This window comes from Pseudomonas sp. BRG-100 (assembly GCF_000737955.1).
Lineage (GTDB): Bacteria > Pseudomonadota > Gammaproteobacteria > Pseudomonadales > Pseudomonadaceae > Aquipseudomonas > Aquipseudomonas synxantha_A.
Genome location: NZ_JPRX01000001.1, coordinates 2,158,897 through 2,173,359, shown reverse-complemented (window position 1 = coordinate 2,173,359; position 14,463 = coordinate 2,158,897). Strand labels below are relative to the sequence as shown.

The 14,463-nt window shown below is 60.5% G+C and carries 14 protein-coding genes and 1 other RNA gene; 11 read left to right on the top strand and 4 right to left on the bottom strand.

Annotation, left to right across the window (positions count from 1 at the left end; genetic code table 11):
• Positions 1-123: 123 nt before the first annotated feature.
• Complete coding sequence (locus tag JH25_RS17665; protein ID WP_032877732.1) at positions 124-768, top strand: MBL fold metallo-hydrolase; 645 nt, start codon at positions 124-126, stop codon at positions 766-768.
• Positions 769-945: 177 nt separating this feature from the next.
• A complete protein-coding gene (locus tag JH25_RS17670; RefSeq protein ID WP_032877730.1) occupies positions 946-1,719 on the top strand; it encodes an OmpA family lipoprotein in 774 nt (257 codons plus the stop codon).
• Positions 1,720-1,788: 69 nt separating this feature from the next.
• On the opposite strand, the gene JH25_RS17675 is transcribed toward JH25_RS17670, so the two are convergent.
• The 4 genes from JH25_RS17675 to JH25_RS17690 form a co-directional block, all read right to left on the bottom strand.
• On the bottom strand, positions 1,789-2,370 hold the full coding sequence (locus tag JH25_RS17675) for a BON domain-containing protein (RefSeq protein WP_005784922.1): 582 nt from the start codon (positions 2,368-2,370) through the stop codon (positions 1,789-1,791).
• The gene (locus JH25_RS17680; protein WP_007904374.1) at positions 2,367-2,960 is read right to left on the bottom strand and encodes a phosphoheptose isomerase; all 594 of its coding nucleotides are present in this window, start codon (positions 2,958-2,960) and stop codon (positions 2,367-2,369) included. The genes JH25_RS17675 and JH25_RS17680 overlap by 4 nt, the downstream gene beginning before the upstream one ends.
• 93 nt (positions 2,961-3,053) lie before the next feature.
• Complete coding sequence (locus tag JH25_RS17685; RefSeq protein WP_005784926.1) at positions 3,054-3,425, bottom strand: YraN family protein; 372 nt, start codon at positions 3,423-3,425, stop codon at positions 3,054-3,056.
• A complete protein-coding gene (locus JH25_RS17690; protein WP_032877729.1) occupies positions 3,425-5,236 on the bottom strand; it encodes a penicillin-binding protein activator in 1,812 nt (603 codons plus the stop codon). Before JH25_RS17690 ends, JH25_RS17685 begins: the two co-directional genes overlap by 1 nt.
• A 176-nt stretch (positions 5,237-5,412) precedes the next feature.
• Here JH25_RS17690 and rsmI point away from each other — a divergent pair, with 176 nt between their 5' ends.
• The 9 genes from rsmI (at position 5,413) to mraY (ending at position 14,462) form a co-directional block, all read left to right on the top strand.
• A complete protein-coding gene (gene rsmI, locus JH25_RS17695) occupies positions 5,413-6,318 on the top strand; it encodes a 16S rRNA (cytidine(1402)-2'-O)-methyltransferase (RefSeq protein WP_164699512.1) in 906 nt (301 codons plus the stop codon).
• A gap of 95 nt (positions 6,319-6,413) precedes the next feature.
• Positions 6,414-6,767, top strand: an RNA gene (gene rnpB / locus JH25_RS27700) — RNase P RNA component class A.
• 355 nt (positions 6,768-7,122) lie between these two features.
• On the top strand, positions 7,123-7,578 hold the full coding sequence (gene mraZ / locus JH25_RS17700) for a division/cell wall cluster transcriptional repressor MraZ (RefSeq protein ID WP_003171868.1): 456 nt from the start codon (positions 7,123-7,125) through the stop codon (positions 7,576-7,578).
• The gene (gene rsmH, locus JH25_RS17705; RefSeq protein WP_005784932.1) at positions 7,575-8,522 is read left to right on the top strand and encodes a 16S rRNA (cytosine(1402)-N(4))-methyltransferase RsmH; all 948 of its coding nucleotides are present in this window, start codon (positions 7,575-7,577) and stop codon (positions 8,520-8,522) included. Before mraZ ends, rsmH begins: the two co-directional genes overlap by 4 nt.
• Complete coding sequence (ftsL, locus tag JH25_RS17710) at positions 8,519-8,812, top strand: cell division protein FtsL (protein WP_003188663.1); 294 nt, start codon at positions 8,519-8,521, stop codon at positions 8,810-8,812. Before rsmH ends, ftsL begins: the two co-directional genes overlap by 4 nt.
• Complete coding sequence (locus JH25_RS17715; RefSeq protein WP_164699553.1) at positions 8,812-10,554, top strand: peptidoglycan D,D-transpeptidase FtsI family protein; 1,743 nt, start codon at positions 8,812-8,814, stop codon at positions 10,552-10,554. The genes ftsL and JH25_RS17715 overlap by 1 nt, the downstream gene beginning before the upstream one ends.
• On the top strand, positions 10,554-12,017 hold the full coding sequence (locus JH25_RS17720; protein WP_005784935.1) for a UDP-N-acetylmuramoyl-L-alanyl-D-glutamate--2,6-diaminopimelate ligase: 1,464 nt from the start codon (positions 10,554-10,556) through the stop codon (positions 12,015-12,017). Before JH25_RS17715 ends, JH25_RS17720 begins: the two co-directional genes overlap by 1 nt.
• Complete coding sequence (locus JH25_RS17725) at positions 12,010-13,380, top strand: UDP-N-acetylmuramoyl-tripeptide--D-alanyl-D-alanine ligase (protein WP_032877728.1); 1,371 nt, start codon at positions 12,010-12,012, stop codon at positions 13,378-13,380. The genes JH25_RS17720 and JH25_RS17725 overlap by 8 nt, the downstream gene beginning before the upstream one ends.
• Positions 13,380-14,462, top strand: coding sequence for a phospho-N-acetylmuramoyl-pentapeptide-transferase (gene mraY / locus JH25_RS17730; protein ID WP_032877726.1), 1,083 nt, complete (start codon positions 13,380-13,382; stop codon positions 14,460-14,462). The genes JH25_RS17725 and mraY overlap by 1 nt, the downstream gene beginning before the upstream one ends.
• Position 14,463 lies beyond the last annotated feature (1 nt).

The window sequence follows — 14,463 nt, the reverse complement described above, 5'->3', positions numbered from 1 at the left end:
GCAGCGGGGGATGGCGCTTGTGTAGCTTAGCAGTGGATACACCGCCGAATCGATCCCTTCCAGAGTGGGGGCAACCTCCACCATACTGCACTTGGAACGCGCCAGAGAGCTTGCAGGACACTCATGACTACCGAAAAACCACCACTGATTCGCGAAACCTTCCCCGTCGGCCCGTTGCAGTGCAACTGCACCATCATTGGCGACCCGATCACTAAAAAAGCCATCGTAGTCGACCCCGGCGGCAATCACGAATTGATCCTGTCGCGTCTTGATGCGTTGGGTCTGAAGGTGGTGAGCATTATCCACACTCATGCTCACCTGGATCACTTCCTGGCCTCTGGCCAATTGAAAGAAAAAACCGGAGCCACGCTGCACCTGCACAAAGATGATCAATTTCTATGGGATAACCTGGAAATGCAATGCCAGATGTTTCGCGTGCCCTATGTGCCAGTGCCGTCGCCGGATCGCTGGCTGGAACACGATGAAGAATTGGCCTGTGGATGCGGTGTTGCCTTGCACACCCCTGGGCATACGCCGGGTTCGATGAGCTTCTGGTTTGCCGATGCCAAGCTGCTGATTGCCGGTGACACCTTGTTCCGGCGCGGCGTTGGGCGCACGGATTTGTGGGGCGGCGACCAGGCGACGATCGTGCGGTCGATCAAGCAGCGCTTATACACGCTGGATGAGCGCGCGACAGTGGTGACAGGGCATGGGCCGGATACGTTGCTGGGCGATGAGATGCGAGAGAATCCTTTCGTGCGTGCGTGATGGGTTGTCGGCTCTGATACAAGTCGGTACAGACACGCAGGCACAGGCTCGAGCCAAAGACAGCTATGCTTTGAGCACGCCCCACGGAATTTTTGCCGCTTGTCGCGTTCCAAACTCGGCACAGGTCCATTGCCAATGTCCTCTGCATCACAGAATGCAAAAGTAGGAGCTCCCTTCATGTTTACTCCGCGTCGTCTGCTTGTTGTCGCTACCGCCGTAGCCCTGTTGTCTGGCTGTGCCTCACCTAATCCTTATGACGGCAGCCAGGGACAGGCCGGCAATGGTTCTGAAAGCGGTATGAGCAAGACCGCCAAGTACGGCGGCCTCGGCGCGCTGGCCGGTGCATTGGCCGGTGCGGCCATCGACCATAACAACCGTGGCAAGGGCGCGCTGATTGGCGCCGTCGTTGCGGGTGCCGGTGCTGCCGGCTATGGCTACTACGCCGACCAGCAAGAGAAAAAACTGCGTGAAAGCATGGCCAACACTGGTGTGGAAGTGCAGCGCCAGGGTGACCAGATCAAGCTGATCATGCCGGGCAACATCACCTTCGCCACCAACTCGGCCGCGATCGCCAGCAGCTTCTACCAGCCGCTCAATAACCTGGCCAACTCCCTCAAGCAATTCAACCAGAACACCATCCAGATCGTAGGCTACACCGACAGCACCGGTAGTCGCCAACTGAACATGGACCTGTCCCAGCGTCGTGCGCAGAGCGTGGCCGACTACCTGACTTCCCAGGGTGTGAGCGCTGCCAACCTGAGTGCTCGCGGTGCCGGCCCGGATAACCCGATTGCCAGCAACGCCGATGTGAATGGCCGTGCCCAGAACCGTCGTGTCGAAGTCAACCTCGGCCCGATCCCAGGCCAGCAATACGGCCAGCCTGGTCAGCAACAACAGGCGCCACAGCAAAACAATCAGTTCCAGGGCAACCCGTACCAGCAGTACCAGTAAACACTGGCCACTAAAAAGGGCGCCGTGCAGTCAATGCACGGCGCCCTTTTTTGTGGCTGTGTGTCTACATCAGTCGATGTATTCGAACACCTTCACGATCTTCTGTACGCCCGACACGCCCTGTACCAGGTTCGCCGCGCGGGTCGCTTCGGCCTGGGTCAGCAGGCCCATCATGTAGACGATGCCATTATCGGTAACGATCTTGATGCGCGAGCCCGGCACCGCGCTGTCAGTGAGCATCTGCGCCTTGATCTTGGTGGTCAGCAGCGCATCGTTGCTGATGGCCAGCAGGGTGATCGGGTCCATGACCTGCAATTCGTTGTGGACCTTCTTGACTCGTTGCACGCCCGCAGCGGCTTGTTCAGCCTGGGCCTTGAGGTCGGCGCGCGGGGTTTGCCCTGCCAGCAGGACGACGCCGTTGAAGCTGGTCACCACGATGCGCGAGGCGCCGTTGCCCAGGTCTGTGGCGGCCTTGGCGACATTGACCTTGACCTTGGTTTCGATCAGCGAATCATCGATGGTGCTGCCGAAAGTACGTGTGCCCCGGTCGTCCTGGATGGGGGTGTCCCGTGTAGCGGTGATTGCCGAGCTGCAGCCGCTGATGGCGAGGCACAGCGTAATGGCCAAAAGGCTGAGGCGGTTAACGGTCATTCTTCACTCCCGAACAGTTGGCTGTCGATCAGATCGCACAGGCAGTGGATCGCCAGCAGGTGGACTTCCTGAATGCGTGCAGTGACATTGGCCGGGACGCGAATCTCCACGTCCTCAGGCAGCAGCAGCGAAGCCATGCCGCCACCATCCCGACCGGTCAAGGCTACGACAATCATTTCACGATCATGTGCGGCCTGGATCGCTTGAATAATATTCGCCGAGTTGCCGCTGGTGGAAATCGCCAGCAACACATCGCCCGGCTGGCCGAGGGCGCGGATCTGCTTGGAGAAGATTTCGTTGTAGCTGTAGTCGTTGGCAATCGAAGTGATTGTCGACGAGTCGGTAGTCAAGGCAATGGCCGGCAGGCTCGGGCGCTCGCGCTCGAAGCGGTTGAGCAGCTCTGAAGAGAAATGCTGGGCATCGCCAGCCGAACCACCGTTGCCGCACGAAAGCATTTTGCCTTCGTTGAGCAAGGCGTTGACCATGACCTGACTGGCTTGCTCGATGTGCGGTGCAAGTACGTCCATCGCCTGTTGCTTGGTGTCGATGCTGGCCTGGAAAAGCTGGCGAATTCGGGATTGCATGTCCATCTGTGTGACCTTAAGTAGCGCGGCTGTTTGGCACAGGTAATGTGCAGCCCGCAATGCAAAGAGCAAAAGTGTGTGGTGAAGGTGCCGGGTGCGTCAGCTGTCGAAGGCATCTTTGAGCCAGTTCAGATCAGCAGGACCCGACGGTGTGCTTTCTATGGCGACCACATCGAAACGGCAGGGGCTGTCAGCCCAGCGATGCTCTTTTAGCAGAAAAAACTGCGCGGCGAGTATCAGTTTCTGACGCTTGCGCCCGTCGATACTGGCGAGCGCGCCACCCCATTGTGCGTGTTTTCTGTAGCGGACTTCGACGAATACTACTGTATCGCCGTCAAGCATGACCAGATCAAGCTCGCCGCGTTTACATAACCAGTTCTGCGCCAGAAGGCGCAGACCCTGTTGTTGCAGATATTTCAGCGCTTGAAGTTCGGCATCCTTGCCGCTTTGTGCGCTGGACCGCTCAGGCATCAGCGTGGGGTATCGGGCAGGCGCTGAATGGCGCCGCCGACGAACTTCGCCCATGGCATCTGGCGGTCAACGCGCTGGTTGGCGCTGATGCCCAGGTTGCCCGAGAGACCGTCGACACGGGTGTCCGGCAATGCCTTGAGTTGGCCAAGGCGCGGTGCCAGGCGGTAGGCGTCGACGCCCATCGCGTACAGGCGGCCCAGGCTGCCATTGGCTTGCGGCCATTGCGCGGCGACCTGGTTGCGCAGCGGGTCGGTGGTGTCAAGCAGCCAAGGGGTTTCGCAGAACATCACGTTGGTCATGTCCAGATACTGGTTGCGGTCGCCGCTGGCACTGAAGACATGGGACGTGGCGTAGACCGGCACATCGCCGGCGTACTGGAAGTTCAGGGTCGGCTTGATCTGCTGGGCCAGTTGCGGGGTGACCGCCAGGAAGATGAACTCGATGTCCTGGCGACGCGAAGGCTGGGCGGCAACGTCGGTGCCGACCGTGCTTTGCAGGCTCTTGGCGCGACCTTCACTTTTACGCAACTGGAACAGGTCGGCGATCTGCTGGGCCAGTGCCACTGGCTGATCGACATACTCGACGCCCATCACAGTGCCGCCATTGGCTTCCCAATCCTGGCGGAAGGCTCTGTAGACACGCTCGCCCCATTCGCCACGCGGCACCATGGCTGCAGCGCGATGCAGGCCATCGGCACGGGCGCGGCGCGACACTTCACGGGCTTCGTCTTCAGCGGCCAGGCCGAACTGGAACAGTTGCGCCGGGCCTTGATCGGTCTCGCTGTAATTCAGCGCCAGGGTGGTGATCGGCAATTGCGGGCGTGCGCTGAGTTGTTTCACCAGTGGTTTTTCCAGCGGGCCGACCACCAGTTGCACGCCGGCAGCCTGGGCCTTGGCGTAGAAGTCATCGAGGGAGCTCAGGCGCGAGCTGTCGTAGAACTCGATGACCGGCGCCTTCTGCCCGGCCTGTTCGGCCTGGTAGTGAGCCGCCATGAAACCTTCTCGCAATGCCTTGCCGACCGAAGCCAATGGGCCTTCCTGCGGGAGCAGCACGGCGATCTTGTTCAGGGGCTGGCTGGCCAGTTCCTTGAGCCTGGTCAGCGGCGTGGGCAGTTGCACCGCTGCCGGGTGGCCCGGGTTCTGTGCGCGCCAGGTATCGATAGCAGCCTGTTGTTGCTCCAGGGTGCCGGCGCCCTTGACCGCCTGGGCCAGGGTCACCCAGCCATCGAGTGTCGGGTTGCCGGTGGCTTGCAACTGTTCGGCCGGCAGCGCGGCAATCAGCACCCAGATGGCTTCGTGGTTGCTTGCAGCGGCATCGCCGGTCAGCAGCGGCGCCATGGCAACCCGCTCGCGAGCGGCGGCCAGGGTCTGGCCGTCGGCTTCGTAAGCGCGGGCGTGCACGGTACCGGTGCGGATCTGCTGGTCTGCCGGCAGCTCCTTCAGGCTTTGCAGGCTGGGATGGTTCAGCGCCGCCAATGCCGCCTTGGGCTGGTTGCGAGTCATCGCCAGTTCGGCGGCCAGGGTGCTGGCAAATATCTGCGCGGCGGGTTTGAGGACGTCCAGGGGCACCTGCGCAAGGATCTGCGACGAGCGGCCGGCATTGTTCTGCTGATAGGCCAGGTCTGCCGCACTCAGGCGCAGCATGGCGGCCTTTTCTGGCGTGTTGGCGTTCGTTGCCTGTTCGAGCAGTTGCTCGATACTGGCATCCGGAGTCCGTGGCAGGTCGCCAAGGCTGGACGAGGGCGAGCTGGCACACGCGGCCAGCAAGGCAGCGAGGCAGAGGGCGGAGAGCAGCCGCAGGCAAGCGATCATGTAAGTGTTCCTGATACCGATCAAATTAGCGTGGAAGTGTACCCAAGCACTGGCCCAGGCGCGATGTTAGTGGCGTGAAACCGTGGATTTAGGTCGTGTAAATGTTGCGATTGGCAAAGGCTGGCTGAAACGGCATCCACCGTGATGGCATATTTTCAAGGCGTCTACGCGCTACAATGTGGCTTTTGCCAACCATCGAGGTGTGCGTTTTGACTGCTCCAGGTCCATTGAATTCCACTGCTGGCTCGCTTTTTGTGGTGGCGACGCCGATTGGCAACCTGGACGACATCAGTGCCCGGGCGCTGAAGGTGTTGCGCGAGGTTAAATTGATCGCGGCGGAAGACACGCGACACTCCCAACGGTTGATGCAGCATTTTGGAATCAGCACGCCACTGGCGGCGTGCCATGAGCACAATGAGCGTGAAGAAGGCAGCCGTTTCATCACCCGCTTGCTGGCCGGTGATGACGTGGCATTGATCTCCGATGCGGGTACGCCGTTGATTTCCGATCCGGGATACCACCTGGTCCGCCAGGCACGCGCCGCTGGTATCAATGTAGTGCCTGTTCCGGGAGCGTGCGCGCTGATTGCCGCATTATCTGCGGCAGGCTTGCCGTCGGATCGGTTTATTTTTGAAGGTTTCCTGCCGGCCAAGGCAGTCGGCCGTCGCGCACGCCTTCAGGCCCTGAAGGAAGAGCCACGCACCCTGATCTTCTACGAAGCTCCGCACCGCATCCTTGAATGCCTGCAGGATATGGAGCTGGTGTTCGGCGGCGAGCGCCTGGCATTGCTGGCCCGGGAGTTGACCAAGACCTTCGAAACCCTCAAGGGGCTGCCGCTGGAGGCGTTGCGGGCGTTTGTCGAGGGCGACAGCAATCAGCAGCGAGGCGAATGTGTGGTGCTGGTGGCGGGCTGGAGCGCGCCGGAGAATGAAGATGCCGTGGGCAGCGAAGCCATGCGCATCCTCGACTTGTTACTCAAGGAGATGCCGCTCAAGCGTGCCGCTGCCCTTGCCGCAGAAATTACCGGCGTGCGTAAAAACGTGTTGTATCAAGTGGCGCTCGATAAACAGAAGGCTGAATAGTTCCGGGGTCGAATCTGTATTTCGTCTGAACATGATGGCACTGCTGCACTTTAATACTTGTCCTCAGACCTTCGTGCCGTTAACCTGCGCGGCGGAGAGTCGATTGGACAGTCGCTGCCCTCTATGAAAATTAGGGGGGGGAGGAAAGTCCGGGCTCCATAGGGCGAAGTGCCAGGTAATGCCTGGGAGGCGTGAGCCTACGGAAAGTGCCACAGAAAATAACCGCCTAAGCGCTTCGGTGCCGGTAAGGGTGAAAAGGTGCGGTAAGAGCGCACCGCACGACTGGCAACAGTTCGTGGCTAGGTAAACCCCACTTGGAGCAAGACCAAATAGGGTCCCAAGGCGTGGCCCGCGCTGGGACCGGGTAGGTTGCTAAAGATGTCCAGTGATGGCCATCGTAGACGAATGACTGTTCAAGACAGAACCCGGCTTACAGATCGACTCTCCACCTTTTTTCCTTGCGTTCGAATCTCGTGCGCAAACCCGGTAGTAACGCAAGAATCCCTCCCTGCCAAATCATTGGCAGATGCGTCTTCGTAATACCAAAAAAATCTTACTCTTAATAAATTACTTTAACTTTAAGTCGTAGCTCCATGAGCTATTTGCCGTTGTTGAGTCAAAAACATCGTCAAACTCTCGTTTCTCCTCCTCTTACCCTCCTAAATCTCCGTTCTGTAAGGCTTTTCCTTGAATCCGCGCCTTGACGGTGTGGTAGGCGCATTCCTATAGTGTGCGCAAGTGGCGGAAAGTGGCACAAAGTGGGTTTTTTGAACGTAAAACGCTAAAATTTGGAGAAACGCATCTGTGTTTCGCGGAGCTAACGCTATCAGTCTCGATGCAAAAGGCCGTCTCGCCATGCCGAGCCGGTATCGTGACGAGCTCATTTCGCGAAGTTCAGGGCAGTTAATCATCACGATTGACGCCGTTGACCCTTGTTTGTGTGTTTACCCCCTCGATGAGTGGGAGTTGATTGAAACCAAGTTGCGCGCGCTGCCTTCATTGCGTGAAGAAAACCGCCGCCTCCAGCGTTTGCTGATCGGCAATGCCGTTGACCTTGAACTCGATGGCAGCGGTCGTTTCCTGGTGCCTCCGCGTCTGCGCGAGTACGCCAAGCTCGACAAGCGCGCAATGCTGGTGGGCCAGCTGAACAAGTTCCAATTGTGGGACGAAGATGCCTGGGATGCTGTGTCTGCAGCTGACCTGGCTGCTATTCAACAACCGGGCGCCATGCCTGATGAACTGCGTGATTTGATCCTGTGACTATTGATAGCGGCTTTAACCACATCACCGTACTGCTTGACGAAGCCGTTGAGGCTCTCGCCGTACGCGCGGATGGCTGCTATTTGGATGGCACCTTCGGCAGGGGCGGGCACAGCCGTTTGATACTCAGCCAGCTCGGGCCCGACGGTAAGCTCCTCGGGTTCGACAAGGACCCTCAAGCGATTGCCACCGGGCAAGCGCTAGCGGCCGAAGACGGCCGCTTTGTCGTTGTGCAGCGCAGCTTTGCCGAGCTGGGTGCCGAAGTCGCCGAGCGCGGCATGGCAGGCAAGGTGGCCGGGGTTTTGCTCGACCTGGGCGTGTCTTCGCCGCAGCTCGACGACCCTGAGCGCGGCTTCAGCTTCATGAACGACGGCCCCCTGGATATGCGCATGGACCCCACCCGTGGGGTCAGCGCTGCCCAGTTCATCGCCACCGCACCGGTGGAAGAAATCGCCCGCGTATTCAAGGAATACGGCGAAGAACGCTTCGCCGGCCGGATGGCGCGTGCCGTGGTCGAGCGTCGGGAAATCCAGCCTTTCGAGCGTACCGCCGACCTGGCCGAAGTGTTGAAGGTCGCCAACCCGGCGTGGGAAAAGGGCAAGAACCCGGCAACTCGCGCGTTCCAGGGCCTGCGCATTCACGTCAACAACGAATTGGGCGATCTGGAAGCCGGCCTCGAAGCCGCTCTGGACGCTCTGGAAGTGGGCGGCCGCCTGGTGGTGATCAGTTTCCACTCCCTGGAAGACCGCATCGTCAAACTGTTCATGCGTCGTCTGGTCAAGGGCGAGTCCGACAACCTGCCGCGCAACCTGCCGGTACGTTTCGAAGCCTTTGTGCCGAAAATCAAAATCCATGGCAAAGCGCAGTTCGCTTCCGAAGCCGAACTCAAGGCCAACCCACGTTCCCGTAGCGCCGTCATGCGCGTCGCGGAGAAGCTGCGGTGAGCAAGCTTTTCGCCAAACCCCTGCCGGGCGGCAGCTTCTTTATGTTGCTGCTGTTTGTCGGCGTGCTGGTGTCCGCGATTGCGGTGTCCTACAGCGCCCACTGGAACCGTCAGTTGCTCAATACCCTGTATGGGGAGTTGAGCGTGCGTGACAAGGCGCAGGCGGAGTGGGGCCGGTTGATCCTCGAACAAAGTACCTGGACAGCCCACAGCCGTATCGAAGTGCTGGCCACCGAGCAGTTGAAGATGCACATTCCGGGCGCGGCCGAAGTTCGCATGGTGGCGCCATGATGAAGCTCGAAGGCGCACTCTACCCGTGGCGTTTCCGCCTGATGCTCGGCTTGCTGGCATTGATGGTGGGTGCCATCGTCTGGCGCATCTTCGACCTGCAGGTGGTCGACCGCGACTTCCTGATCGGCCAGGGTGACGCCCGCAGCCTGCGGCATATTCCAATTCCTGCGCACCGCGGCCTGATCACCGACCGTAATGGCGAGCCCCTGGCCGTCAGTACCCCGGTGACGACGCTGTGGGCCAACGCTAAAGAGCTGCAAGTTGCCAAGGACAAGTGGCCCGAGCTGGCCGCCGCCCTTGGTCAGGACCGCAAGGCCCTGACCGATCGCCTCGAAGCCCAGGCCAACAAGGAATTCATCTATCTGGTTCGCGGGCTCACCCCCGAGCAAGGCCAGCAGGTGCTCGACCTTAAAATCCCCGGTGTCTACGGCATCGAGGAGTTTCGTCGTTTCTACCCGGCCGGTGAAACCACCGCGCACATGGTCGGCTTTACCGATATCGATGATCATGGTCGCGAAGGCGTTGAGCTGGCGTACGACGAATGGCTGGCCGGAGTTCCGGGCAAGCGGCAGGTCATCAAGGATCGGCGCGGCAGGCTGATCAAGGATGTCCAGGTCACCAAAAACGCCAAGGCCGGCAAGCCTCTGGCGTTGTCGATCGACCTGCGCCTGCAATACCTGGCCAACCGCGAACTGCGTAACGCGATCATCGAGAACGGCGCCAAGGCCGGTAGCCTGGTGATCATGGACGTGAAGACCGGCGAGATCCTCGCCATGGTCAACCAGCCGACCTACAACCCCAACAACCGTCGCAACCTGCAGCCGGCGATGATGCGTAACCGCGCAATGATCGACGTGTTCGAGCCCGGTTCGACCATGAAAGCCATCTCCATGAGCGCTGCCCTGGAAACCGGGCGCTGGAAACCTACCGACAAGGTCGAGGTTTACCCAGGCACCTTGCAACTTGGCAAATACACCATTCGTGACGTATCCCGCAGCGAAGGTCCGGTGCTGGATCTGACAGGCATCCTGATCAATTCCAGTAACGTGGGCATGAGTAAGGTTGCCTTCGACATTGGTGGCGAAACGATCTATCACCTGGCGCAAAAAATCGGTCTGGGGCAACCCACCGGCCTCGATTTCCCGGGTGAGCGCGTGGGCAACCTGCCGAACTACCGCGAGTGGAGAAAGGCCGAGACTGCCACGCTGTCCTACGGCTACGGCCTGTCGGTCACTGCGATCCAGCTGGCCCACGCGTTCTCGGTGTTGGCCAATAACGGCCGCATGGTGCCGCTGAGCCTGATCCATGTGGACGAACCGCCGAAAGCCAATCAGGTCATTCCGGAAAAAGTCGCCAAGACCATCCAGGGCATGCTGCAACAAGTGATCGAAGCTCCACGCGGCGTGTTCCGTGCCCAGGTGCCGGCATATCACGTGGCAGGCAAGTCGGGTACTGCGCGCAAGACATCGGTAGGCACCAAGGGCTACGCCGAAAACTCCTATCGCTCGCTGTTTGCCGGTTTTGGCCCGATGAGCGACCCGCGCTACGCCATCGTCGTGGTCATCGACGAACCGAGTAAAGCCGGCTACTTCGGTGGCCTGGTCTCGGCGCCGGTGTTCAGCAAAGTGATGTCCGGCACCCTGCGCCTGATGAACATCACGCCGGACAACCTGCCGCCGACCCAACAAGCCAACGCCGGACCACCGGCCGCCGCTGTCAAAGCCAATGGAGGGCGCGGCTGATGTCTCTGAGCCTCAACAAGATTTTTGCCCATGCCGGCCGCGATCTGCTGATTCGCGAATTGAGCCTGGACAGCCGCAACGTACGCGCCGGTGACCTGTTCCTGGCGGTGCCTGGCGGCAAGTTCGATGGTCGTGCGCATATCGCAGACGCCCTGCAACGTGGCGCGGCGGCTGTGGCCTATGAAGTGGAAGGCGCCACTGTGCTGCCGATCACCGACGTGCCGTTGATTCCAGTCAAGGGCCTGGCTGCGCAGCTCTCTGACATCGCCGGGCGTTTTTACGGCGACCCGAGCCGCCAACTCAACCTGATCGGCGTGACCGGCACCAATGGCAAGACCAGCGTGACCCAGTTGGTCGCCCAGGCCCTTGACCTGTTGGGCCAGCACTGCGGCATCGTCGGCACCCTGGGCACTGGCTTTTATGGTGCGCTGCAAAGCGGCCTGCACACCACGCCGAACCCGATTGCCGTGCAAGCGACCCTGGCCGACCTGAAAAAGGCCGGCGCCAAGGCGGTTGCCATGGAAGTTTCCTCACATGGTCTGGATCAGGGGCGAGTGGCTGCCCTGGCCTTTGACGTTGCGGTGATGACCAACCTGTCCCGTGATCACCTCGACTACCACGGCACCATGGAGGCGTACGCCGCCGCCAAGGCCAAGCTGTTTGCCTGGAATGACCTGAAGTGCCGGGTGATCAACCTGGACGACGCATTTGGCCGTCAACTGGCTGGCGAAGAAAGCGAAGCACGCCTGATCAGTTATAGCCTGAAAGATTCCAGTGCCTACCTGTATTGCCGCGAAGCCCAGTTCAATGACGAGGGCGTACGCGCCACGTTGGTCACGCCCCAGGGCGAACACCACTTGCGCAGTACCTTGCTCGGCCGCTTCAACCTGAGCAACGTACTCGCTGCCATCGGCGCGCTGCTGGGTCTGGATTACGCCCTGGATGAAATCCTGCGCGTACTGCCCAAGCTTGAGGGCCCGGCTGGCCGTATGCAGCGCCTGGGTGGCGGCAAACAGCCGCTGGTGGTGGTCGATTACGCCCATACCCCGGATGCCCTGGAAAAAGTTCTCGAAGCCCTGCGCCCACATGCCAAGGGCAAATTGCTCTGCCTGTTCGGCTGCGGCGGTGATCGCGATCGCGGCAAGCGTCCGTTGATGGCTGAGATTGTCGAGCGTTTGGCCGACGGTGTACTCGTCACCGACGACAACCCGCGCAGTGAAGACCCAAGCCAGATTTTCGATGACATCCGTGTCGGCTTCAAAGATGCCTCCAAGGCCACCTTCGTTGCTGGTCGTGGTGCCGCCATTGCCCAACTGATTGCCAGCGCCAGCGCTGACGATGTGGTGGTGCTGGCGGGCAAGGGGCACGAGGACTACCAGGAAATCAACGGCGAGCGCCATGCCTTCTCCGATCTGGTCGAGGCTGATCACGCCTTGACTGCCTGGGAGGTCGCCCATGCTTAAAGTCATGCAGTTCAGCCAACTCACCCAGGCCCTGTCGGCCCGCGTAGTGTCGAGCGATTGCACCTTCAACGGCGTGAGTATCGACAGCCGCAACATTCAGCCTGGGCAGTTGTTTGTCGCCTTGGCAGGCCCGCGCTTCGATGGTCACGACTACCTGAACGAAGTCGCCGCCAAAGGTGCCGTCGGTGCCTTGGTACAGCGTGAAGTGCCCGACTCCACCTTGCCGCAATTGCTGGTGCCCGATACTCGCTTGGCCTTGGGTCAATTGGGTGCGCTCAACCGCGCTGCTTTTGACAAGCCGGTGGCGGCCATTACCGGCTCCAGCGGCAAGACCACGGTCAAGGAACTGCTTGCCGGTGTCCTGCGTACGCGCGGGCCGGTGCTTGCGACCCGTGGCAACCTCAACAATGATTTCGGCGCACCGCTGACCCTGCTCGAACTGGCCCCGGAGCACACGGCAGCCGTGATCGAGCTGGGGGCTTCGCGTATCGGCGAAATCGCCTACACCGTGGCGCTGACCAAGCCTCACGTGGCGATCATCAACAATGCCGGTACCGCCCATGTCGGCGAGTTCGGCGGCCCGGAAAAAATCGTCGAAGCCAAGGGTGAAATTCTTGAAGGGCTCGACGCCTCGGGCACCGCTGTGCTGAACCAGGACGACAAGGCTTTCGAGACCTGGCGTGTACGCGCCGCCGGCCGCAAGGTGCTGACGTTTGCGGTGCTCAATGCCGCGGCCGACTTCCATGCTTCAAATATCACCGTCGACGCCCGCGGTTGCCCGTCCTTCACCTTGCATACCCCGCAAGGCAGCGAACACGTGCAGCTGAACCTGCTGGGCAACCATAACGTTGCCAACGCCCTGGCCGCCGCCGCCGCCGCCCATGCCCTGGGCGTGTCGCTGTTCGGTATCGCTACGGGCCTGGGCGCGGTGCAGCCGGTCAAGGGCCGCACTGTGGCGCAATTGGCTGCCAACGGCATGCGCGTGATTGATGACACCTACAACGCCAATCAGTCCTCGGTCTGCGCCGCCATAGATCTGCTCAAGGGTTTCGATGGCCGCAAAGTACTGGTGCTGGGCGATATCGCCGAGCTGGGCGACTGGGCCGAGCAGTCCCATCGGGAAGTAGGTGCCTACGCCAGCGGCAAGGTCGACGCGCTCTACGCGGTCGGCCCGAACATGACTCACGCCGTGAGCGCCTTCGGTCCCGGTGCGCGGCATTTTGCGACGCAAGCTGAATTGATCCAGGCGCTGACGGCGACTGAACACGACAAACACACAACCATTTTGATCAAGGGATCGCGCAGCGCGGTGATGGAAAACGTCGTCGCAGCCTTGTGTGGCTCAAGTACGGAGAAACATTAATGCTGCTGCTGCTGGCTGAGTATCTGCAACAGTTCCACAAAGGCTTCGCGGTCTTTCAGTACCTGACCCTGCGCGGGATCCTGGGTGTGCTGACCGCGCTGTCTTTGTCACTGTTTCTGGGGCCGTGGATGATCCGCACCCTGCAGAACCTGCAAATTGGTCAATCGGTTCGCAACGACGGCCCGCAGTCGCACCTGTCCAAGTCCGGTACGCCGACCATGGGCGGTGCGCTGATCCTGTCGTCCATCGGCGTCAGCACCTTGCTCTGGGCCGACCTGCATAACCGCTACGTGTGGGTGGTGCTGCTGGTGACCCTGCTGTTCGGTGCCATCGGCTGGGTGGATGACTACCGCAAAGTGATCGAGAAAAACTCCAAGGGGCTGCCAAGCCGCTGGAAGTATTTCTGGCAGTCGGTGTTCGGTCTCGCTGCGGCAGCCTTCCTGTACACCACTGCGCCAAGCGCCGTGGAAACCACCTTGATCATCCCGATGCTCAAGGATGTGAGCATTCCACTGGGTGTCGGCTTCGTGGTGCTGACCTATTTCGTGATCGTCGGCTCCAGCAACGCGGTGAACCTGACCGACGGCCTTGATGGCCTGGCGATCATGCCGACGGTGATGGTTGGCGGTGCACTCGGCATCTTCTGCTACCTGTCGGGTAACGTGAAATTCGCAGAATACCTGCTGATCCCTTACGTACCGGGCGCCGGTGAGCTGATCGTGTTCTGCGGCGCGCTGATCGGTGCCGGCCTGGGGTTCCTGTGGTTCAACACCTACCCGGCACAAGTCTTCATGGGTGACGTCGGCGCGCTGGCGCTGGGCGCTGCCTTGGGCACCATTGCGGTGATCGTTCGCCAGGAAATCGTGCTGTTCATCATGGGCGGTGTGTTCGTGATGGAAACCCTGTCGGTGGTCATCCAGGTGGCTTCCTTCAAATTGACCGGGCGTCGTGTGTTCCGCATGGCGCCGATCCACCACCACTTTGAACTCAAGGGCTGGCCCGAGCCACGTGTGATTGTCCGTTTTTGGATCATCACCGTGATTCTGGTACTGGTCGGCCTTGCCACCCTGAAACTGAGGTAGA

Excerpts from the sequence above, each read along its gene's own strand:
- JH25_RS17685 (WP_005784926.1), bottom strand. The coding sequence starts at position 3,425 with ATGCCTGAGCGGTCCAGCGCACAAAGCGGCAAGGATGCCGAACTTCAA.
- rsmI (WP_164699512.1), top strand. The coding sequence starts at position 5,413 with ATGTGGCTTTTGCCAACCATCGAGGTGTGCGTTTTGACTGCTCCAGGT.
- JH25_RS17715 (WP_164699553.1), top strand. The coding sequence starts at position 8,812 with ATGAAGCTCGAAGGCGCACTCTACCCGTGGCGTTTCCGCCTGATGCTC.
- JH25_RS17665 (WP_032877732.1), top strand. The coding sequence starts at position 124 with ATGACTACCGAAAAACCACCACTGATTCGCGAAACCTTCCCCGTCGGC.
- mraY (WP_032877726.1), top strand. The coding sequence starts at position 13,380 with ATGCTGCTGCTGCTGGCTGAGTATCTGCAACAGTTCCACAAAGGCTTC.
- JH25_RS17675 (WP_005784922.1), bottom strand. The coding sequence starts at position 2,370 with ATGACCGTTAACCGCCTCAGCCTTTTGGCCATTACGCTGTGCCTCGCC.
- JH25_RS17690 (WP_032877729.1), bottom strand. The coding sequence starts at position 5,236 with ATGATCGCTTGCCTGCGGCTGCTCTCCGCCCTCTGCCTCGCTGCCTTG.
- JH25_RS17670 (WP_032877730.1), top strand. The coding sequence starts at position 946 with ATGTTTACTCCGCGTCGTCTGCTTGTTGTCGCTACCGCCGTAGCCCTG.
- JH25_RS17720 (WP_005784935.1), top strand. The coding sequence starts at position 10,554 with ATGTCTCTGAGCCTCAACAAGATTTTTGCCCATGCCGGCCGCGATCTG.
- JH25_RS17725 (WP_032877728.1), top strand. The coding sequence starts at position 12,010 with ATGCTTAAAGTCATGCAGTTCAGCCAACTCACCCAGGCCCTGTCGGCC.
- JH25_RS17680 (WP_007904374.1), bottom strand. The coding sequence starts at position 2,960 with ATGGACATGCAATCCCGAATTCGCCAGCTTTTCCAGGCCAGCATCGAC.